The organism is Streptosporangium sandarakinum (assembly GCF_050942225.1).
Classification (GTDB): Bacteria; Actinomycetota; Actinomycetes; order Streptosporangiales; family Streptosporangiaceae; genus Streptosporangium; species Streptosporangium nondiastaticum.
Genome location: NZ_CP192034.1, coordinates 6180231 through 6201009 on the forward strand (window position 1 = coordinate 6180231; position 20779 = coordinate 6201009).

Here is a 20779-nt window from a genome sequence, read left to right on the forward strand (position 1 = left end):
GGGGCCCGGAGGGGTCGCTTTCGGGGGTCGGCGGGTCAGGGGACCGGGACGCCGGCGCGGGACCGAGCGCGCTACGCGGGGTCGGGGCCGGGGCGTCGGCTCGGGCCGGGGGCGCCGGCCCGGTCGTCCCGGGCCGGCCGCGCCGTCACTTGACGGTTTCGGCGTCCTTGAGGGCCTGGTTCCAGGCCTCCTCGGGCTGCTGCTTGCCCTGCTCGACACGTCCGATGCCGTCACCGAAGGCCGCGCGGACCAGGGCCTCCTTCGGCCCGAGGTGCTGGGGCTTGAGCGCCTTGGCGGCCTCGGAGTAGATCTTGCCGACCGGGGCGTCGTTGAAGAACGGCTTGGTGAAGCCCTGGATCGACGGGTCGTCGTAGAGAGCGGGGATGGAGGGGAAGCTGCCCGTCTCCTTGAAGACCTTGACCTGGTTCTCCTTGGAGGTGAGGAAGTCGATCAGCTCGGCCGCCTCCTTGGGGTGCTTGCTCTGCTTGGGCACCATGAGGTGCGAGCCGCCGCTGTTGCCGGCGCCGCCGGGCACCGTGGCGATGTCCCACTTGCCCGCGGCGTCCTTGGCCTGGTCCTGGATGTAGGCGGTCATCCAGGCGGGGCAGATGATCGTGGCGAAGGAGCCCTTGGCGAAGCCGGTGTTCCACGGCGGGGAGAAGGCGGCGAGCTTGGCCGACAATCCGTTCTGGACGACCTTGACGGAGGTGTCCCACGCCTTCCGCACGTCCGGGTTGCCGCCCGCGATGAGGTTGTCCTGCTGGTCGTAGAAGCCGGTCGGGGCCTGGTTGACCATGGCCCGGAACAGCTCTCCCGGGCTGTCGACGAACTTGGCGCCCGGCACCTCGGCCTCGGTGAACTTCTTGCCGGTCTCGATGTAGGCGTCCCACGTCGGCCAGAGCTCGGAGACCTTCTCGCGCTCGGCGGGCAGGCCGGCCTTCTCGAACAGGTCCCTGCGGTAGCACATGGCCAGGCCGCCGACGTCGGTGCCGAGGCCGAGCAGCGTGGAGCCGTCCTTCGACAGGCCCTGCTGCCACTTCCAGTCGAGGTAGTCGCTCTTCCGCCGGTCCAGCCCGAACTCCTTGAGGTCGCGGAACTTGGCGGGCTGGGCGGTGAAGGTGCTGATGAAGCCCACCTCGACGGCCTCGACGTCGGCGGCGCCCGCGTTGGTGGCCAACTGCTTGACCAGGTTGTTGTGGTGGTCGTCGAACTTCGTCACCCGCTCGACGATCTCCACGTCGGGGTGGGTCCTCCTGTACTCCTCGTACAGCGGCTTGAAGCCGAAGTCGCCGAAGAGGGCGACCGTCAGCTTGATCTTCTCCCCCGGCTTGGCGGCGTCCGCGCCGTCGGTGGCGGCACCGCCGCCACAGGCGGCGAGGCTCAGGGCGAGTGCGGACGCGGTGACCACCGGGGCGAGCAATCGGCGTGGGGTGCTCATGGAACCCTCCCTGGGTCCTCAAGATGATCATGAAGAGAGCGCTCTCAGGGAGAGAGGTTGATGGCACATGGGAGGCGTGTCAACATCCCCGGGGATAACGATCGCCGTTACCGAGCCGTGCGAGTGAGGGCGGCGTCTCCGGTGCCTCGACCTCTTCCGGTTCAAATCAGACCAGCTCAATGCCATTCCGAAGAGATCTCCAAAGGCTTGTGGGAGCGCTCCCCCCGAGACGTCCGCACACACCGGAATCTTGTTCTGTCTCCGGCCCGGAAACCGGAGGAAGCCCGGCCGGGCCCCGATGGGAAATCGCTCTCTCACGTTCATCGGGCGATCCGCCCGCCCGCGGCGCCACGCCCGGACCCGGAGGGGGTGCCTCCGTCCCTCGCGTGCCCGCCGGACCCCGTAGAGTCGTCCGGTCGGCCGGAAACCGGCCGGCGCGCAACCGATAAGGAGAACCACGTGGCACTGGAGAAGCCGGAGATCGACTTCCCCGAGGGTGCGGCCCCCTCGGAGCTGCAGATCACCGACATCGTCGAGGGAAGCGGCCAGGAGGCCAAGCCGGGTGACATGGTCACCGTGCACTACGTCGGCGTCGCCTTCTCCACCGGCGAGGAGTTCGACGCCTCGTGGAACCGCGGCGACACCTTCCAGTTCCCGCTGGGGGCCGGCCGGGTGATCGCGGGATGGGACCAGGGCGTCGCGGGCATGAAGATCGGCGGCCGCCGCCGGCTCGTCATCCCGCCCCACCTCGGCTACGGCAACCGCGGCGCGGGGCCCCTCATCAAGCCGGGTGAGACGCTCATCTTCGTCGTCGACCTGCTCGGCGTGAACTGACGTCACCGCGGGCGGCCGTCCGTCCCCGGGCGGCCGGCCCCGATCGGTCACCCGCTTCCGGACGGCCGCCCGTTCCTGGACCGCCACGCGTTCCCGGGCAGGGCCTCGTTCCCGGGCAGGCTCCCGTTCCCGGGCAGGGTCCCCGGAAAAGCGGCGGCCCTCGTCGCCGGAACACCGGCCGCGACTCGTAGGGTGATGGCTGTGTTGCTGATCGAGCTCGCACGCACCTCGGCCGCCGTGGCGGCCACCCCGGCACGCCTGGCGAAGATCGCCCAGCTCGCGGAGCTGCTCGGCAGGACCGAGCCCGGCGAGGCCGAGATCGCCATCTCCTACCTCTCCGGAGAGCTGCCCCAGCGCAACGTCGGCGTGGGCTGGGCCGCACTGCAGGACCCGCCCGAGCCCCGCCTGGTCGCGACCGCCACCCTGCGCGAGGTGAACGGCCTCCTCGACCGCATCAAGGCCCAGGCCGGCCCCGGCTCCCAGCTCGCACGCAAGGCCCTGCTCGACGAGCTGTTCGGCGCGGTCACCCGCCAGGAGCAGGTCTTCCTGTCCCGGCTGCTCCGCAGCGAGCTGCGCCAGGGCGCGCTGCACGGGGTGATGACGGAGGCCGTCGCCAAGGCCGCGGGGGTCCCGGTGGCGGAGGTCCGGCGGGCGCTGACCCTGCGCGGCTGGCTTCCCGCCGTGGGCGCCGCCGCGCTGGCGGGCGGGGTCGAGGCCCTGCGCGCCTTCCACCTGGAGGTCGGCCATCCGGTCGCCCCGATGCTCGCCCAGAGCTCCGCCTCGATGGCCGCCGCGCTGGACAAGCTGAGCGGGCCGGTCGCGCTCGAATGGAAGCTCGACGGCGTCCGGGTGCAGGCGCACCGCTCCGGCGACGAGGTGACCGTCTTCACCCGCACGCTCGACGACATCACCGCCCAGGTGCCCGAGCTGGTCGAGGCGGTCCGCGCGCTGCCCGCCGCGGACCTGGTCCTGGACGGCGAGGTCATCGCTCTGCGTCCCGACGGCCGCCCCCAGCCCTTCCAGGTCACCTCCGGCCGCGTGTCGAGCCGCCTCGACGTGCCTGGGATGCGCGCGAAGACCCCGCTGAGCGTGTTCTTCTTCGATGCGCTGCGGGTGGACGGCGCCGACCTGCTCGACCTGCCCGGCGAGGCCCGCCACGCCGCCCTCGCGGCGGCCGTCCCCGCGGAGCTGGTGACCCCCCGGCTGGTGACCGACGACCTCGCGAGCGCCGAGGCGTTCTTCAAGGACGTGCTCCGGAGCGGCCACGAGGGCGTGGTGGTCAAGTCCCTGCGAGCGCCCTACGCCGCCGGGAGGCGCGGCGCCGGATGGGTCAAGGTGAAGCCCCGGCACACCCTCGACCTGGTCGTCCTCGCCGCCGAATGGGGTCACGGCCGGCGTCAGGGCAGGCTCTCCAACCTTCACCTGGGGGCGCTCGATCCGCGCACCGGCGGTTTCGTCATGCTCGGCAAGACCTTCAAGGGGCTGACCGACGAGCTGCTGGCGTGGCAGACCGGCCGCCTGCTGGAGATCGCCGATGGTCCCACCGACGGCTGGGCGGTCGCCGTCCATCCCGAGCTCGTGGTCGAGATCGCGTTCGACGGGGTCCAGCAGTCGAGCCGCTACCCCGGTGGCATGGCGCTGCGTTTCGCCAGGGTGATCCGCTATCGCCCCGACAAGAGCGCCGACGAGGCCGACACCGTCGAGACGGTGCGCTCCCTCATGCTCTGACCGCCGCCAGAGCCCCGAACCGGGGAAACGATCCGGAGGCATGAGCGGCCACAGCGCCTCCCCGGGGGTTCGCCGCCCCACCCCGGCACGCCGCCGGACGGATCATCGCGTTCGACGCGTGCGGCAGGCCACCTGCGCGCCAGACGGGAATCCGCATTTCGCCGGTATTTCCAAGATTCACCGCGTACGCTCGCAACCCTGCGGGCCAATCCGGAGATCGCGGATCCGGACGTCGGCATGATCCCTCGTGACCTGCGCACGATCATTTCTTGGCGCATTCATCAAGATTCATTGGCACAGTGAGATGAATCACTTGTAGCGCTTTAAGTTTCCTTTGCCAGTTCTTTGTCGCATATGTTCGACCACATTACGTGGGCGACATTCCGTCTCCCCGCCTACGAGAACGGCCTGCATCCCCCTGGTCCCCCGTGCCCCATGGCCGTCTCGCGTCCTGTCCCCGATCTTGGACCGTGGTTACCCTTGGGCCTGCATTCCGCTCCCCCGTCCGACAAGACACTCCCCTTCCGGAAGCCGGAGGCGAACCGGCGCCGCCTGGCGGTCATGGCCGCCGGCGCCGCCGCGGTGGTCGCGGTGTCGAGCACCGCCTGGGCGCTCTCGGCCGACGATCACGCCTCCCGGGCGTCCGCTTCGGCCGTCTTCACTCCCCGGCAGGCCGGCGGCCCCGACGACGCCGCGCCGGGCGTCCTCGCCTCCCCCTCGGCGTCTCCCTCGGAGAAGTCCTCCTCGGGGACGCCCCGTCCGAACGCCTCCGCGGCCGCCGACGAGGTGAGCCCCCGTGTCTCCCCCTCACCCGCGGCCTCCCCTGGGACCCCCGCCACGACGGGAACGTCCTCCGTAACGCGCCCCATCGCCAAGGCCGCCCCGCGTCCGCGGTCCGGGGGTGGGCGGGACACCGCCTCCACGTCGAAGGACACCGGGAGGACCGCCAGGCACACGACCGAGAGCACCGCGCGGAACACGCCGAAGGGCGAGGCGGCGAGCAGATCGAAGACGCGGCGGTCCGGCACCCGCGACACGTCGCGCGCGGGACGCGTGATCTCCAGCGGCACCTGCGGCGCCTCCTACTACGACGAGCCGCAGATGACCGCCAGCGGCGAGCGCTTCGACCCGGACGCGATGACCGCCGCCCACAGGACCCTCCCCCTGGGCAGCAAGGTCCGCGTGACCAACCCGGCCAACGGCGAGTCGGTGACGGTCCGGATCAACGACCGCGGCCCCTACACGGGCGGACGCTGCCTGGACCTGTCCAGGGCGGCCTTCTCCGCCATCGGCGACACCGGCGCGGGCGTCATGCGGGTCGAGTACGAGGTCCTCGCCACCTGACCGGTCCCCCGACCTGCCGGTGAACTCCCCGCGACCGCCCGCCCCCCACCGCCCGTCGGTGGTGCCTGCCGGTGAGATCCCGCCCCCGGCCCCCTCCCGCCCGCCCGGGTCCCTCCCGTGCGGTGAAGCCCTCATGTCCGGCCGGCCCCCTCCCGGCCGGCGGGGAGGTTCACTTCACCGGGCGCATCGTCAGCGGGTACCGGAAGTCGTCGTCGGCCAGCGCCCTGACTCCGCCGACCACCGACAGCACCACGGCGCCGATCCAGGCCACCGGGATCAGCACGGCGCCCACGACGGTGATGGCCAGGAGGACGGTCGCCCCCAGCAGCGTCAACTGGAAGTTGAGCGCCTCGACCGCGTGCCTGCGGATGTAGGGCGAGGTCCTGCCGGCGGCGAGCAACATGATCAGCGGGCCGATCGCGAGCAGGCCGGTCAGCGGCAGCAGGTGCGCCGCCGCCGCGCCCACGCGGTCGCCCCCGTCCTTCGCCCGCGCGGCGGGATGTGGGAGGGACCGCCCGCCCACCGGCGGGTGGAACGCGGGTACGGCGGGGCGGGAGCCGTACAGCTCGTACATGATCGGCATGAGGTCACCGTGGACGCGGGCCGTCATGGCCCGCTCCAGCCGGTCGTCGAACTCGAACTTGTCGAGCCGTCCCTCGGCATAGGCGGCCTTGACGTGCTCGACGACCTGCTCCCGGTCCTGGTTGCTGACCCGCAGACCGGCGTAGCCCGGCCCCGGAGCGGGGGACACCCCGGTTTCGCGCCACGGGTTCGCCCCCGGTGTCGCTGTGCGTTGCATGAGACCGACATACCTTTCGTCGCTGGCTTACCTCCATGATTGTGGCGAGCTTTCGGTCGGTCCATCCGGATAAACCCTTGGATATCCCCTAGAGATCACCCTGGCATCACACCGCCGGACCCCTGGGAGATGTATATAAGAGGCATGAGATGGCGGGATCGCTACGGATTGAGGCGGCGAGGCGGCCCTAAGATCGCCAAGTTCGATCGTGAGGCCACCGACGCCGACATCGAGGCGCTCATCGCCTTCGCCAAGTCACGCCGGGGTGTCGAGTTCTACGTCGAGCCGGAGACCTTCGCGACGGACACCACGGCGATGGCCATCGCGGACGACGGTGAGTGGACGAGGCGCCGGGTCGGCTCCCCCGCGGTGATCCGCAAGGTGGCCCGTGACCTGTCGCTTCCGGTCTACGACGTGCAGCTGACCGGTTACCCGCCGCGGATGCGGGCCTACAACGAGCGCCGCAAGCTCGCCGAAGACTGACGGTGGTGACGCCGGACCGGCCGGTCATCCGGCCGGCGTCCCGGTTTCCTCCAGCAGAGAGATCATGGGCAGCAGCCACGCGGCCCGGGGGCTGCCCATCTCCTGGTCCAGCTCCTCGGGGCTGGGCATCCTGTCCTTCAGCGCCTGCGGCGGGACCAGGTGCCGCAGCGCGTGCATGAGCAGGTTGGCCATGGAGTAGCCGGGGTCGGCCTCGTGCGCGCGGGTCAGGGCGATCCCGGCCAGCGCGGAGTCGCCCTCCCGCCAGGCGACCACACCGAGCAGGGAGGCGGCCGGCGGGACGAACCGTGGCTCCAGCCGCAGGGTGAGATCCTGCCAGAGCCGGCGGTGGACGTCGCAGGAGTCGTCGGTGACGAGCGCCCACGCCTCGTCGCGGACGCGGACCACCGCCAGGTCGAGCCCCAGTCTGGCCACCTGCTCGTCGTCGAGCCGTCCGCCCGCGGCGTAGGCGCCGATGGCCGCGCGGACCCGGGCCACGCCGTCGGCCACGAACTCCGCCGCGAACCCGTCGACGTCGCCGCAGACGGCGAGCCTTTCCCCGATCTCCCTCGTGACCCGGGCCGTGGCCTGCCGCATGGCCTCCCGCGCGGCGCCGCCGACGGGGTCGAGCGACCTGGCCAGGGACTCGCGATCGGGGAAGGCGACCAGCCCCCGCACGGTCGCCCGGGCCGCGATCTCCCCGGCCCGGGGATCGTACGGCGTGCCGTCCGGAGGGCAGCATCCGGACCGGGAGCAGAGGTAGGACCAGTAGCGGCCGTCCTCCACCCGCAGGGCGTCGACGACGACGAGGCCGCCCCGGCGGAAGGCCGCGACGGCCTCGTCCATGGAGGGGGTCACCAGGGGGCCGGTGCCGTATCCGGCCAGGATGACCTGGGTGACCCCCTCCCGGCGGAACACCGCGGCGACCTGGGCGGCGTCCGGGTCGACCGGCGGCAGGTCCCAGCGGACGGTGAGATGCAGCCGTCCCCGAGGAGGACGGCCCCGCAGGCCGATCACCACGAGGCTGTCGGCGGGGTGGAACCCCAGGAGGTACGGCACGGCGCCGAGGATGTCCTCGGTGGACCTGAGCAGGAGGCCGGGCCGGTCGGCGAGGGAGACGGGCTGGACGGACGGGGCGGGCGAGGCCGGGAGGTCGGTTGTCATGGCCCAGAGCCTCGCGCGTTCCGGGTCTCCCCCGTCGGGTCGAATCCCGTTCTGTGGACGGCTGGCCGGGATCGGGCCGGCCTGTGGAGAACCCTCCGCCGCCCCGGCGTCAGTCCTGCCGGTGGAGAGGCTCCGCGGGCACCAGGCGCTTCCGCACCATGACCGTCGCTCCCGCCACGGCGGCCGGCATCGCGACCACCGCTGCCAGCGGGATCAGGAAGATGAGGAAGAGCAGCACCCCGAACCCGAACACGGCCGCCTTGTCCGATCTGAGCAGGGCGAAGCGTGTCCCGCGCCGCATGCCCCTGCGTTCCATGGCCAGCGTGGTGAGCTCGGCGGTGAGGAAGAAGCCGGAGACGAGCGCGCCCAGGACCGGCACCACCGTCTGACCGACCACCGGCACGAAACCGAGGAAGAACAGCGGGATCGTGAACAGCAGCGTGTAGCCCAGGATGACCAGACTGTCCCTGATGGAGCGGGGGATCGACTTCCAGAGCGGGACGTCGGGCCCTTCCGGCAGCTCCCCGTCGCTCTCCTCGACCTTCTCGGAGAGCTTCTCGTAGAAGGGCCCGCCCAGGATCAGGGTCACCGCGGTGAAGGTCACCACGGCCAGGACCACTCCGGCGCCGAAGAGGACCACGCCGAGCAGGGTGTACAGCGCGGTGCGCGCCGCCTCCCCCCATCCGGCGGCGAACGGCGTCATCCATTCGGCGATGTCCCGCGCGTTGGATCCGAGGAAGTAGAGCGCGACGGCGTAGAGCACGAACGCGATCAGCGCCGGCACCAGACCGAACAGCCACCACCGGGGGTTGCGCGCGACCCAGCGCAGTCCCTGGAGGAAGAAACCGGCGCCCTTCGCGAAGGAGCGGAAATGACCCATGGCCGGAAGATTAGCGGGAGCGGCCGATCACCGTACGACGCCGTCGTCTCCGGCCGGAGCATCCCCGGCCGAAGGTCAGGCCTGCCGCCACAGGCCCGGCACGGAGACCCCCAGCGTGGTGAGGAGGCGGCGCAGGAGGGGCAGGGAGATGCCCAGGACGTTGCCGTGGTCGCCCTCGATGCCCTCGACGAACCAGCCGCCGGGGCCGTCCAGGGTGAAGGCGCCCGCGACCCGGCAGGGCTCGCCGGTGGCGACGTAGGCGGTGATCTCCTCGTCGGAGGGCGCTCCGAAGCGCACCACCGTGGCCCCCACCTCCGACACCTGCGCGCCGCTCGTGGTGTCGATCACGCAGTGGCCGGTGAGCAGGCGGCCCTCGCGACCGCGCATGGACCGCCAGCGGGCGACGGCCTCCTCGGGCGAGGACGGCTTGCCGTAGGCCCGGCCGTCGAGTTCCAGCATCGAGTCGCAGCCGATGACCAGGCCGTCGGTCACGTCACGCGCCACGGCCGCCGCCTTGGCGCGCGCCAGGGTGAGGCAGAGCTCGCCCGGGGTGTCGGCGGTGACGGCCTCCTCGTCGACGCCGCTGACGATGACTTCGGGGTCGAGCCCCGCGCTGCGCAGGAGGGCGAGACGGGCGGGTGAGGCTGAGGCGAGAACGATCCTGGTCACGTCTGCCGAGCCTAGCGTCCGCCGTGACGGGCGAGGGACGGTCCCTCCCGCGGGCGGGCACGGCGCCGGCGGAAGGCGCCGGATCCGGAGCGGACGGCCGCTCCCGCGCGGACGACGCGGCCGGTCCTACTCCGGCTTGAGCGTGGAGATCGAGGAGATCGCGGTGTTGATGTCGCGCCAGCGGGAGCGCTGGGCGTCGGGGATGGTCACGAAGACGAGGGCCGGCTTGGCGGCGCCGGGGATCTCCTTCACCGCGACCGCGGCCATGGAACGGCGGGACTTGCCCTTGACCTTGTATCTCACCTGGTAGGCCAGCATCCAGCCGTCCTTGATCGGCTGGGATGCCGTCCAGGTGATCTTCCCGCCGCGGGGGTGGTGGTTGAGCGTCCAGCGTGCGGCCAGCAGCGCGGTGTCCTTGACGGTCTCCTGCACGTTGATCGGCACCGGGCAGCTCACGAGCATCGCGCGGGTGGCCGCGCCCCTGGCCTTCGGCAGGACCTGCTTGGTGGCGAACGGCGCGGTGCCGTAGCCCTTCCACGGCTTGCCGAAGCGGACCAGCGACACCCCGGAGCGGGTGTCCCGGATCCGGCGCTTGGTGGCGTGCGGCTTGCCGGGCAGCCGGCCGAGCCGTTTGTCGTCCGGCAGCTCGGGGACGCGGGGGTCGGCCAGGGCGGCGAGCACCGCGGCGCTCCGGGGCGGCGTGGCGGGGGTCGCGCTCGCGGTCGGCGCGGCGGACGGGGAGGCCGACGCCGAGGAGGACGCCGACGGCGGCTCGGGCGATGAACTGGGACCGGGCGGGGGCGTCGCGGCAGATGGCGCGGCGATCGGCCCCGGCGCCTCTCCGCCCGGTCGGTCTGAGGAGCCGGACGACATGAAGCCGATCACCGCCGCCACGGCGGCCACGACCACGGCGACGGTCACGGCCAGGAACCGGTAGATCACCCGCATCGGCAGGTCGCCGATGCGGGACCGCTTCACCGGTGAGACCGGAGGGTGCTTGGGCCCGGGCTCGACGACGATCTTCGGCAACTCGGAGGTCTCCGCCTCGGCCACCACGTATGTCGGCACGGAACCCGTCCCACGGGTCCCTCCGGTCCCACCCACCCCATCGAGCACGATCGGGAGCGTACGACAAATCGGCTTATCCCGTGCGGGATACCCATCACACTTAGAAAACGAGTGGTTTTTTCACGTTTGGTACGGCACCTGCCCAAAGGCGGGCCACCGCACGGACCCGCTCCGGGCCCCCGCTCCGCCTCCCGGTTCCCGGGATCTCCGGGCGGGTCGCACATCAGGACCGTCCGGACGGCCTCGCACCCGCGGGGTACGGCTCGCCTCGGCGCAGCCACGGGACGTCCGCGACGACCGTGCGGGAGCCGGGCTCGATCTCGGTGAACCCGGCGTCCCTGACCACGGGCAGGCCGGAACCGGCCAGTGCCTCCCAGGCGCCGGGCGCGGCGGTCCGCACGGCCACCGCCAGGCCGCGCTCCCGCCAGGCGTGGCGCGCGGCCTCGTCGCCGGCCCACCAGGCGAGCTGGGCGGCGTGCCCGGCCTGGGCCATCGCCTTGCCCGCCGACATCGAAAGGCCCGGGTTCACCCACAGGACCGGCTCCCCCGGCTCGGGCGGTGCCGGTTCGGCGGAGTCGGACAGGTCGGTGCCGGAGACCTGGAGACGCGACAGGTCCCTGGGCCAGGCGTCGAGCGGGACCGGCGGGTGGACCCGGACCTCGGCGGTGCCGTGGGTGGCGGTGAGGCCGGGCAGGGCGAGCACCCGGCGCCACTCGGCTCCGCGTGCCCGCCGTACGACCTTCCTGATCCGGCCGTCCTCCCAGGCGCGGACCGCCTCGGCCCACTCGCCGCCGGGGGCCGCCTGCGGGGCGTCGAGCAGCGTCAGCACGGCCAGGGCGGCCGCCTCCAGGGCGTCGGTGCGCTCGGGCGGGGTCGCCCGTTCGATCCGGACCACGAGCGGGAGCACCCGCTGCCCGGCCGCGTCCTCGTCCCGCCGTGGCCGCCCGGCCGCCGCGGCCGTCTCCCCGCCGTCCGCGGCCCCCGTGGTCCCCGCGACCTCGATGTCCTCCGCGGCGCCGTACCCGCCCCGCTGTCCGTTCGACTCGTTCACGCCTTCCAGGGTGCCCGCCCGGCGAGGGTGCCGGGACCGGGGGTCCGCCCGGCACGGCGGGATGCCCGGGCGCCGGACCGCGAAATCCGGACGAAAGAGTCATAAGACACAAAGGATATTAACGGCGCTTAATAGCAGAAAGGGCCGAAGGAAAGCGGCGATCACGGATCAGGCGCGGACCGGAAAGAAGAAATCCTTCCACAGACCGGTTCGACCGCTTGTCATCCCCCGAAAAGGTCGGACGGAAGGAAATCCTGCACCTTCCGGCCGCGCGCGCCGGACTCCACCCGGAAGCCCTCCCCCCACCACACCCGAACTCCACCGACGACCCCTCCCGCGCCCGAAGCGAGTCCTTCCGCGCGTTCCGCCGGGGATCACCCCGACCCCGTCGGGTCCACACCGGCGGAACGGAGACCCGACACCCGCCCGGTCACGGAAAGTGAGCGAGATCGACCTCACCGACACCCCGACAGACCGTCCACCTGGGACTCCTCCACCACCACCCTCCCGCCGCACCACAGTCGAACACCATGCGTTAGGGGATATAACGGACTTTTCAGACAAAGGGAACTTTCCGCCCTATTTTCGCAATTGTGTAGTTTCCCGATTACCGGCCTGCTTTGTTACAAGATGGGACGTCGCCGGTATCAGGTCTGCAACACCCAAGTCGCCCCACTTGTCCAGGGGAGACTCCCGGTGCTCAGCTTTGTTCGACCATTGCTGGCGGCTGACCCCAGACCGGACAATTAAAGGAGTGCTGCCGTGTTCCATGCGCGGACATCTGGCAAGTTTCTAGTAGCAGTGGCAGGAGGTGCACTCCTGCTGAGCGCCTGCGCGGGCACCGACTCGGCGAGCAAGCCCACCACGTCGGGCTCGGCCGCAGCCTCGTCGTCCTCCGGCGCGGGGAAGACGATCACCTTCGCCTTCGACCAGGAGTTCAGCTCCTACAACGGCAACACCGGCGCGGAGAACTCCTCCCGCAACAACCTGCCGCTGCAGCGCGTGCTGACCGGCTTCTGGTACTACGGCGGCGACGGCACGGTCACCCCGGACAAGGACTTCGGCACCTTCGAGAAGATCTCCGACGACCCGCTGAAGGTCAAGTACACGATCAACCCCGCGGCCGTCTGGTCCGACGGCACGCCGATCGACTGCGACGACCTGATGCTGGCCTGGGCCGCCAACTCCGGCAAGATCAAGGGCTTCTCCACCGCCGGCACCACCGGCTACGAGCTCACCGACGTGCCGAACTGTGAAAAGGGCGGCAAGGAGATCACCCACACCTACTCCGAGCCGTTCGGTGACTGGGCCGGCGCGCTGTACTCCGTGGGCCAGATCATGCCGGCCCAGGTGGTGGAGAAGAAGGGCGGTCTGTCGGAGGACGAGTTCATCGAGGCCGTCAAGAAGAAGGACGCCAAGAAGCTCGCCGACGCGATCAAGTTCTACAACGACGGCTGGGTCATGAAGGGCCAGCTGCTCAGCGAGGACCTGATCCCCTCCTCCGGCCCGTACAAGCTCTCCAAGTTCGACGCCGGCCAGTCGCTGACCTTCGTGGCCAACGACAAGTACTGGGGCCCCAAGCCGCAGGTGCAGACCGTCGTCGAGCGTTTCATCGCGCTCGACCAGCAGGCCCAGGCGCTGCAGAACGGCGAGGTCAACATCGCCGTGCCGCAGCCCGGCCCGGACGTGCTCAACCAGCTGAACGCCCTTGAGGGCGTCACCGTCAAGACCGGTCCGCAGTACTTCTACGACCACCTTGACTTCAACATGGACTCCAGCCCGTTCAAGGACCGCACCCTGCGTGAGGCCTTCGCCAAGTGCGTCCCGCGGCAGCTGATCGTCGACAACCTGATCAAGCCGCTGAACCCGAACGCCGCCATCCTCCAGACCCGCCTGGTCGCCAGCGTCCAGCCGAACTACGCCGACGTCGTCAACGGCATCGGCGGCGAGGACAAGAAGTACGACCAGGTCGACATCGAGGGCGCCAAGGCCCTGCTGAAGAAGGCCGGCAAGGAGGGCCTCGAGGTCAAGATCGGTTACCAGTCGCCGAACCCCCGCCGCACCTCGGTCGCCCAGCTGATCAGTGACTCCTGCAACAAGGCCGGTTTCAAGATCAAGGACAACGGCGACGAGAACTTCTTCGGTAACGGCCTGACCAACAACACCTACGACGTGGCCCTGTTCGGCTGGATCGGCTCCGACCTGATCAGCGGCAGCACCTCGACGTACACCTCGCCCAGCAAGTGCGACAGCGAGCACAAGGGCAACAACAACGGCTGCTACTCGAACAAGAAGGTCGACGAGCTGCTGAAGAAGGTCAACGCGACCACCGACAAGGCCGCGCAGACCCCGCTCGTCGCCGAGGCCGAGAAGATCATGTGGCAGGACCTCGCCACGATCCCGCTGTACGAGAACCCGAACCTGACCGCGTGGTCCGAGGGCGTCAACAACGTCGTCCCGAACCCGACCCAGGCCGGCATCAGCTGGAACATGGACAAGTGGACGATCGAGTAGTTCCACCCGCTCTGACCGCGGGCCACGGCCACGGCCACGACCGCGGTTGACGGAAAACAGCAGTCCCCACGGGGCCGGGACCGGGAAGGCCACAAGCCCTCCCGGTCCCGGCCCTGATCCACGCAGTCCCTCTTCCATGAACGGGAGGTGACGAAGTGATCGTCTTCATCGCGCGGAGACTGGTCATCTCGTTCTTCGTCCTCCTGGCGGCGACCTTCATCATCTACGTCCTCACCGCGTTCGCGGGCGACCCCCTTGAGGACCTCCGCCAGGACAACAGCCCCCAGAAGCTCACCAAGATCGCCGAGCGGTCCGAGCGGATGCAGCTCGACGTCCCCGTCGTGCTCCGCTACCTGGGCTGGCTGGGCCGGATCGTCCGCGGCGACCTCGGCGTGAACCGCGACGGCCAGGCCCTCGCCCCCATCCTGAGCGACGCGCTCTCGGCGACCCTGCAGCTCGTGCTCGCCGCGACCGTGCTGGCCATCACGGTCGGCATCGTCATCGGCATCATCTCCGCGCTCCGGCAGTACAGCGGTTTCGACTACACCGTCACCTTCGCCGCCTTCATCTGCTTCTCCCTGCCGCTCTTCTGGGTGGCGGTCATGCTCAAGCAGTACGTCGCCATCGAGTTCAACAACTGGCTGAAGGACCCGGTCATCCCGCCCGTGGTGATCGGCGCCCTCGCCCTCCTCGGCGGCCTGATCTTCGGCGCGCTCACCGTCGGTGACCGCAGGCGCCGGCTCGTCGCCTTCGCCGTCGGCCTCGTGGTCAGCGGCGCGCTGTTCACCATCCTGTCGGTGACCCGCTGGTTCGCCGATCCCGGTCTGGGCACCCCGCTGATCCTGGCCTTCGGCCTGGCCACCGCGGTCGGCTTCACCGCCCTGGCCGCCGGCCTGCAGTACCGCGGCCCGCTGTACGCCGCCCTCGCCGCCGCCGTGATCGGCGCGATCTGCTCGCAGGTCCTCGGCCCCGTACTGGCCGACCCGACCTGGCTGGAGATCGGCGGCCTGCTGCTGCTGACCATCGCCGTCTGCCTCGGCCTCGGCTACGCCCTCGGCGGCCTGCAGCGCCGCCAGGCGATGACCGCCGCCACGCTGACCGGCGTGTTCACCGGCGCCATGGTCTTCCTTGACCGGATGCTCCAGGCGTTCGCCGGCTTCAGCGCCTCCGTGCGTCACCGCCCCGTCTCGACGATCGGCGCCCGCACCCCCAACTACCAGGGCGACTTCTGGCAGACCGGCCTCGACAGCGCCGGCCACCTGCTGCTGCCCACCCTGGCCCTCATCCTGATCTCGCTGGCCACCTACACCCGGTTCAGCCGGGCCAGCATGCTGGAGGTCATGAACCAGGACTACGTGCGCACCGCCCGGGCCAAGGGCCTCCCCGAGCGCACCGTCGTCCTCAAGCACGCCTTCCGCAACGGCCTGATCCCGGTCACCACCATGATGGCCTTCGACCTCGCCGGCGTGATCGGCGGCGCGGTGGTCACCGAGAACGTCTTCGGCTGGCGCGGCATGGGCTTCATGTTCACCAAGGGCCTCCAGGAGGTGGACCCGGGGCCGGTCATGGCGTTCTTCATCGTCACCGGGACCGCGGTGGTCGTGTTCAACATGATCGCCGACATCCTCTACGCCTACCTCGACCCGCGCATCCGGCTGTCGTGAAAGCATCGGAGACCCACTCATGACACTCAGCGCAGACACGCAGGCACCGGACGGCGCCGTCGAGCAGGGCATGACGATCGTCGCCCGCACCCAGGCCCAGATGGTGCGCCGGCGGTTCTTCCGGCACCGGGCCGCGCTGGCCGGAATGATCGTCTTCGGCCTGGTCCTCGTGCTGGCGTTCAGCTCCATCGGCTTCGCCGGCATCCCCGGCTGGTGGGACCAGAGCTACATCACCACAGGGGCGCTGGTGAACCAGGGCAAGCCGACGCTCAGCCTGTCCCCGTTCAGCATCGGCGACCACCCCTTCGGCCAGGACGACATCGGCGTCGACTACTTCGCCAAGACCATGCGCGGCGTCCAGCAGTCGATCATCGTGGCCTTCCTGGTCGGCATCGTGGCCACCCTGGTCGGCGCCATCGTCGGCGCGGTGGCCGGCTACTACCGCGGGCGCGTCGAGGCCGTCCTGATGCGCGTCACCGACGTGATGATCACCATTCCGGTCCTGGTCATCGCCGCCGTCCTCGGCCGCAGGTTCGGTGACGCCGGCGTGGTGCCGCTCGGCATCGTCCTCGGCCTGACGATCTGGCCCACCATGGCCCGTCTGCTGCGCGGCGAGTTCCTCTCGCTGCGGGAGAAGGAGTTCGTGGAGGCGGCCCGCGCCGTCGGCACCCCGGCCCGCCGGATCATCTTCCGGCACATCCTGCCCAACACCATCGGCGTGATCGTGGTCAGCGCGACGCTGGCCACCGCGAACGCGGTGCTGCTGGAGTCGGCGCTGTCGTTCCTCGGCCTGGGCGTGCAGGCCCCCGACACCTCTCTCGGCCAGCTGATCAACGAGTACCGCACCGCGTTCAGCACCCGCCCGTGGCTGTTCTGGTGGCCGGGCATCTTCATCATCGCGATCGCGCTGTCGATCAACTTCATCGGCGACGGCCTGCGCGACGCCTTCGATCCACGACAGACCCGGGTGCGTGCCTGATGACGACTCCTCCCAACGTGCCGATCGAACCCCGCAAGGGCGACGTTCACACCTACGACATCCCCAGCACCATCCTCGACTCCGCGGGCGACGTGCACGTCGGCCTGCAGCGGGACGCCGTACGGCCCCCGTCGGAGGACGAGATCCTCCGGGTGCAGGACCTGACCGTGGAGTTCCCCACCGAGGACGGCGTCGTGCACGCGGTCCGCGGCGTCTCCTACAGCCTGCGCGAGCGCGAGGTGCTGGGCATCGTCGGCGAGTCGGGCTCCGGCAAGTCGGTCTCCTCCATGGCGGTCATGGGCCTGCTGCCCAAGAGCGCCCGGATCAAGGGCCAGATCCTGTTCCGCGGCGACGACATGCTCAAGATGTCGCCCCGCAAGCAGCGGAGCCTGCGCGGCCGCAAGATCGCGATGATCTTCCAGGACCCGATGACCGCGCTCAACCCGGTGCACACGGTCGGCGACCAGCTCGCCGAGGCGGTGCTCGCGCACGAGCTGATGTCGCGCAAGACGGCGCTGGCCCGTGCCAAGGAGATGCTCGACCTCGTCGGCATCCCGCAGGCCGAGGCGCGGCTGCGCAGCTACCCGCACGAGTTCTCCGGCGGCATGCGCCAGCGCGCGATGATCGCCATGGCGGTCATCAACAACCCGGACGTCATCATCGCCGACGAACCGACCACGGCCCTCGACGTGACCGTCCAGGCGCAGATCCTGGAGAAGCTCCTGGAGGTCAAGGACGCGGTCAACGCGGCGATCGTGCTCATCACCCACGACCTGGGCGTCATCGCGGGCATGGCCCACCGGGTGCTGGTGATGTACGCCGGGCGGCCGGTCGAGATCGGTGAGACCGACCCGGTCTTCGAGGAGCCCCGCATGCCGTACACGGCGGGCCTGCTGGGGTCGATCCCGTCGCTGGAGAACTCCGGTAGCCGGCTCCGGCCGATCAAGGGCACTCCCCCGTCGCTGATCAACCTGCCGACCGGCTGTCCCTTCTCGCCGCGCTGCCCGCTGGCCGACGAGGTGTGCCGGACCGCCGAACCGGAGCTGGCCGAGACCGACGGCGGCGGGCACTTCGCGGCCTGCCATCACTGGGACCGGCTGGCCGCGGTCGAGGATCCGACCGTGTTCTTCCGCACCGAGAGCGAGACCAAGGCATGAGTGTGACGACCGAGGAGACGCCCGCCCCGCAGCGGGAGCCGGACAGCGGTGACCACCTGCTCAAGGTCGAGGACCTGGTGATGAACTTCCCGGTCCGCGGCGGCGGCTTCCTGCGCCGGGTGGTGGCGCAGGTCCAGGCGGTCAGCGGCGTGTCCATGCACGTGGACGAGGGCGAGACCCTCGGCGTGGTGGGCGAGTCGGGCTGCGGCAAGTCCACGACGGGCCGGGCGATCCTGCAGCTGCACAAGCCCACCTCGGGCTCGGTGCGTTTCCAGGGCCAAGAGCTGACCACCATGTCGGTCAAGGAGCTCCAGCCCGTGCGGCGCGACATGCAGATCGTCTTCCAGGACCCCTACGCCTCGCTCAATCCGAAGATGCCGGTCAACGACATCATCGCCGAGCCGCTGAAGGTCCACGACCGCTGGAAGGACGGCGGCCCCGACCGGGTCGCCGAGCTGCTGCGGCTGGTCGGCCTGAGCCCCGAGCACGGCAACCGCTACCCGCACGAGTTCTCCGGCGGCCAGCGCCAGCGGGTCGGCATCGCCAGGGCCCTGGCCCTGGAGCCGAAGCTGCTGGTGCTCGACGAGCCGGTGTCCGCGCTCGACGTGTCGGTCCAGGCGGGCGTGGTGAACCTGCTGGAGGACCTGCAGGACGCGATGGGGCTGGCCTACATCTTCATCGCCCACGACCTGTCGGTGGTGCGGCACATCTCCGACCGGGTCGCGGTGATGTATCTCGGCAAGGTCGTGGAGACCGGCCAGCGGGACGACCTGTACGACCGTCCCGCCCACCCCTACACCCAGGCGCTGCTGTCGGCTGCCCCCATGGCCAACCCGAAGGAGGAGCGCGCCCGCGAGCGCGTCATCCTCACCGGTGACGTGCCGAGCCCGCTGAACCCGCCGAGCGGCTGCCGCTTCCGGACCCGCTGCTGGAAGGCGCAGGACATCTGCGCCACCGAGGAGCCCGCGCTCGTCGACCGCGGCAACGGCCACCCCGTGGCCTGCCACTTCGCCGAGGTCACCGGGTCCTGACAGAGCCCCCCGGGAGATCTCCCGGCACCCCCCACAGACGCGCGAGCCGTACGGGACGCCCCCCACCCGTACGGCTCGCGCCATGTCCGGGCCCCACGCGAGTCATCACCTTTCCAGGGGCGGCTGAGCAGGTGGAACCCGCTCTCCGAAGGCGGTTCCAGGCAGGGCGTCGAAGATCCGGATCAGAACGGGGAAAGGCTGGGCATGAGTTCCCCCGCCGCGTCGATCAGCAGCCCGGCCGCCGCGATCGCCGCCGAGGCCTCACCTTGTTCGACGTCGTCACCCGGCCGCATCGGGTACTCGATCTCATTGCGGCGGCGGCGCAGTGCTCCGAACTGCCTGAAGGCGTCACCGAACTGGGCACGCAGCACCTCCTCCACGACATAGTGACCACCTGCCGTGGTGGGACGGAGGCCCTGATGGGCCAGCAGTGCCGTACAGGCGTGCCGGGCGGCGTCATAGGCGAGGATGAACGCGCTGTCCGGATCATCGGCTATCGCCTGGGCGGTGCGCAGCGTCCGCCTGGCCCGTTCCAGCCACTCGGTGCCGTCGGCGGCCGAACCGCTGATCTTCTGGAGTCGCCCCTACGCGAGCAGGTGCTCCACCTCGGCCCGCCCTTTGGACCAGCGCATCATGTGCTCTCCCCGGACGGTTCTCCCACCCAGACCAGCGGTGACGACCGAATCTGCTCGACGAGCGGGTCCGCGGCCTCCTCCCAGCGCTCACGGGGCAGGATGACGGGATTCACGGGAACCCCCAACCGCCGTTCCACCCGATCGGCGGCCTCGTAGACATCCGCCCGGGAGGGGCGCCCTATGACCATGATGTCGATGTCATTGGGAGGCGGACCCGGCTCCCCGCGGTAACGGCTCGCCCAGGAACCGAAGATGCCCACCGCCTCCACCTCGCGGACGGCGGCGAACTCCTGCTCGACGAGGGTATGGGGTCCGAAGGTCAACGTCAGCAGCTCGGTGAGCGGCCGGGTATAGCGACCGGATGTCTTGGCGCGGATCAGGTGTGCCCTGCCGACCCTGCGGCCGGCAAGAAGATCAGCCTGCAGCAGGCGGCCGACCTCGCGTTGCAGCGTCGTCAGCGGCACGCCGATTCGCTTGGCGAGATCGGTCAGGGTGAACTCCTGTTCCGGACGTAGATAGAGAAGCGCGAGCAGCTCCGCCTGATGCCTCGATCGGAAGATCGGCAGCAGCGGTGGCGGCTCACTACGCATAGATGAAACTTATCACCCACCTATGCGTAGCAACTTGAATTCCGGTACCGGCGTCACAGCTTGTCACTTCGCCGGGATCACCGCCCACCACTTCGCCGAGGTCACCGGGGCCTGACAGAGCCCCCCGGGAGACCTCCCGGCACCCCCCACAGACGCGCGAGCCGTACGGGACGCCCCCCACCCGTACGGCTCGCGCCATGTCCGGGCCCCGCGCGGGCCGTACCTGACAGGGATTGGCAGGTACGGGCGGCAGGATGGGTGCCGTTCCACGGGCGCGGAAGGCCGGGCCCGTGCCGTACGACGACCGAGGAGCCCATCCATGCCCCGCGCCACCGGCACCTTCTCCATCGACAGCTGGGAGCCCGACCCCTACGACGAGGCGGAGGGGGCCGCGCTCTCCCGGGTCCACATCGTCAAGACCTTCGACGGCGGCCTGAAGGGCACCAGCACCACCGACATCATCACCGGCGTCGTCAGTGAGGACTCCGCGGCCTACGCCGGCTTCGAGCGGTTCACCGGCACCCTCGACGGCCGCGAGGGCACCTTCGTGCTGCACCACAACGCCACCTCCCACGCCGGGGAGTCGGACCTGAGCTGGACCGTCCTCCCCGGCTCGGGCACCGGCGGGCTGGCCGGCCTCCGCGGCGGAGGGCGGATCGTCAACGACGACGGCGCCCACTCCTACCACCTGGACTACGAGCTCGGCTGAGCCGCGCGGGCCGCACCGTCGTGAGACCCGCGCCCGCCGCGATCA

20 protein-coding genes are annotated in these 20779 nt (G+C 70.5%); 10 read left to right on the top strand and 10 right to left on the bottom strand.

The genetic code is table 11. The annotated features are described in order from the left end of the window. Nucleotides 1-145: 145 nt before the first annotated feature. Nucleotides 146-1438, bottom strand: a complete 1293-nt coding sequence (locus ACQP10_RS28485; protein ID WP_346023188.1) for an ABC transporter substrate-binding protein — start codon at nt 1436-1438, stop codon at nt 146-148. Nucleotides 1439-1897: 459 nt separating this feature from the next. Between ACQP10_RS28485 and ACQP10_RS28490 the strand changes: the two genes are divergently transcribed. Further along, on the top strand, nt 1898-2272 hold the full coding sequence (locus tag ACQP10_RS28490; RefSeq protein ID WP_179826583.1) for an FKBP-type peptidyl-prolyl cis-trans isomerase: 375 nt from the start codon (nt 1898-1900) through the stop codon (nt 2270-2272). Nucleotides 2273-2467: 195 nt separating this feature from the next. Then, the gene (locus ACQP10_RS28495; protein WP_433540052.1) at nt 2468-4000 is read left to right on the top strand and encodes an ATP-dependent DNA ligase; all 1533 of its coding nucleotides are present in this window, start codon (nt 2468-2470) and stop codon (nt 3998-4000) included. A 626-nt stretch (nt 4001-4626) separates the two neighbouring features. Here ACQP10_RS28495 and ACQP10_RS28500 read toward each other — a convergent pair. After that, on the bottom strand, nt 4627-5070 hold the full coding sequence (locus ACQP10_RS28500) for a hypothetical protein (protein WP_433540053.1): 444 nt from the start codon (nt 5068-5070) through the stop codon (nt 4627-4629). Here ACQP10_RS28500 and ACQP10_RS28505 point away from each other — a divergent pair. Further along, nucleotides 5054-5344 carry a septal ring lytic transglycosylase RlpA family protein gene (locus ACQP10_RS28505; RefSeq protein ID WP_346023191.1) on the top strand — a complete coding sequence of 97 codons (291 nt, stop codon included), beginning with the start codon at nt 5054-5056 and terminating at the stop codon, nt 5342-5344. The genes ACQP10_RS28500 and ACQP10_RS28505 overlap by 17 nt on opposite strands. 169 nt (nt 5345-5513) lie before the next feature. On the opposite strand, the gene ACQP10_RS28510 is transcribed toward ACQP10_RS28505, so the two are convergent. Beyond that, a complete protein-coding gene (locus ACQP10_RS28510) occupies nt 5514-6143 on the bottom strand; it encodes a DUF1707 and DUF4870 domain-containing protein (protein WP_390004638.1) in 630 nt (209 codons plus the stop codon). Between the two features lie 144 nt (nt 6144-6287). Between ACQP10_RS28510 and ACQP10_RS28515 the strand changes: the two genes are divergently transcribed. Further along, nucleotides 6288-6626, top strand: coding sequence for a hypothetical protein (locus ACQP10_RS28515; RefSeq protein ID WP_179826577.1), 339 nt, complete (start codon nt 6288-6290; stop codon nt 6624-6626). A gap of 24 nt (nt 6627-6650) precedes the next feature. On the opposite strand, the gene ACQP10_RS28520 is transcribed toward ACQP10_RS28515, so the two are convergent. The 5 genes from ACQP10_RS28520 to ACQP10_RS28540 all read right to left on the bottom strand — a co-directional run bounded on the left by ACQP10_RS28520 (nt 6651) and on the right by ACQP10_RS28540 (nt 11455). Beyond that, nucleotides 6651-7787 (bottom strand): DUF4192 domain-containing protein, encoded by a 1137-nt coding sequence (locus tag ACQP10_RS28520; protein ID WP_390004640.1) that lies wholly within the window; start codon nt 7785-7787, stop codon nt 6651-6653. Nucleotides 7788-7896: 109 nt separating this feature from the next. Next, the gene (locus ACQP10_RS28525; protein ID WP_390004643.1) at nt 7897-8667 is read right to left on the bottom strand and encodes an EI24 domain-containing protein; all 771 of its coding nucleotides are present in this window, start codon (nt 8665-8667) and stop codon (nt 7897-7899) included. A 75-nt stretch (nt 8668-8742) separates the two neighbouring features. Next, nucleotides 8743-9336: a Maf family protein gene (locus tag ACQP10_RS28530; RefSeq protein WP_346023195.1), complete on the bottom strand. Its 594-nt coding sequence runs from the start codon at nt 9334-9336 to the stop codon at nt 8743-8745. Nucleotides 9337-9462: 126 nt separating this feature from the next. Then, the gene (locus tag ACQP10_RS28535; protein WP_390004647.1) at nt 9463-10404 is read right to left on the bottom strand and encodes a hypothetical protein; all 942 of its coding nucleotides are present in this window, start codon (nt 10402-10404) and stop codon (nt 9463-9465) included. 223 nt (nt 10405-10627) lie between these two features. Further along, the gene (locus ACQP10_RS28540) at nt 10628-11455 is read right to left on the bottom strand and encodes a peptidyl-tRNA hydrolase (protein WP_433540054.1); all 828 of its coding nucleotides are present in this window, start codon (nt 11453-11455) and stop codon (nt 10628-10630) included. Nucleotides 11456-12256: 801 nt separating this feature from the next. On the opposite strand from ACQP10_RS28540, the gene ACQP10_RS28545 reads away from it, so the two are divergent. From ACQP10_RS28545 to ACQP10_RS28565, 5 genes are all read left to right on the top strand, one after another. Further along, nucleotides 12257-13969 (top strand): ABC transporter family substrate-binding protein, encoded by a 1713-nt coding sequence (locus tag ACQP10_RS28545; protein WP_312873557.1) that lies wholly within the window; start codon nt 12257-12259, stop codon nt 13967-13969. A gap of 155 nt (nt 13970-14124) precedes the next feature. Continuing rightward, the gene (locus ACQP10_RS28550; protein ID WP_179826565.1) at nt 14125-15633 is read left to right on the top strand and encodes an ABC transporter permease; all 1509 of its coding nucleotides are present in this window, start codon (nt 14125-14127) and stop codon (nt 15631-15633) included. A 19-nt stretch (nt 15634-15652) separates the two neighbouring features. Continuing rightward, nucleotides 15653-16612: an ABC transporter permease gene (locus ACQP10_RS28555; protein WP_179826563.1), complete on the top strand. Its 960-nt coding sequence runs from the start codon at nt 15653-15655 to the stop codon at nt 16610-16612. Next, on the top strand, nt 16612-17769 hold the full coding sequence (locus ACQP10_RS28560; protein ID WP_433540055.1) for an ABC transporter ATP-binding protein: 1158 nt from the start codon (nt 16612-16614) through the stop codon (nt 17767-17769). The genes ACQP10_RS28555 and ACQP10_RS28560 overlap by 1 nt, the downstream gene beginning before the upstream one ends. Beyond that, the gene (locus ACQP10_RS28565; RefSeq protein WP_218912650.1) at nt 17766-18800 is read left to right on the top strand and encodes an ABC transporter ATP-binding protein; all 1035 of its coding nucleotides are present in this window, start codon (nt 17766-17768) and stop codon (nt 18798-18800) included. The genes ACQP10_RS28560 and ACQP10_RS28565 overlap by 4 nt, the downstream gene beginning before the upstream one ends. A 182-nt stretch (nt 18801-18982) precedes the next feature. On the opposite strand, the gene ACQP10_RS28570 is transcribed toward ACQP10_RS28565, so the two are convergent. Next, the gene (locus ACQP10_RS28570; RefSeq protein ID WP_433541951.1) at nt 18983-19369 is read right to left on the bottom strand and encodes a HEPN domain-containing protein; all 387 of its coding nucleotides are present in this window, start codon (nt 19367-19369) and stop codon (nt 18983-18985) included. A gap of 62 nt (nt 19370-19431) precedes the next feature. Further along, nucleotides 19432-20025: a hypothetical protein gene (locus tag ACQP10_RS28575; RefSeq protein WP_433540056.1), complete on the bottom strand. Its 594-nt coding sequence runs from the start codon at nt 20023-20025 to the stop codon at nt 19432-19434. Between the two features lie 319 nt (nt 20026-20344). On the opposite strand from ACQP10_RS28575, the gene ACQP10_RS28580 reads away from it, so the two are divergent. Further along, nucleotides 20345-20734 (top strand): DUF3224 domain-containing protein, encoded by a 390-nt coding sequence (locus tag ACQP10_RS28580; RefSeq protein WP_390004660.1) that lies wholly within the window; start codon nt 20345-20347, stop codon nt 20732-20734. Nucleotides 20735-20779: the final 45 nt, after the last annotated feature.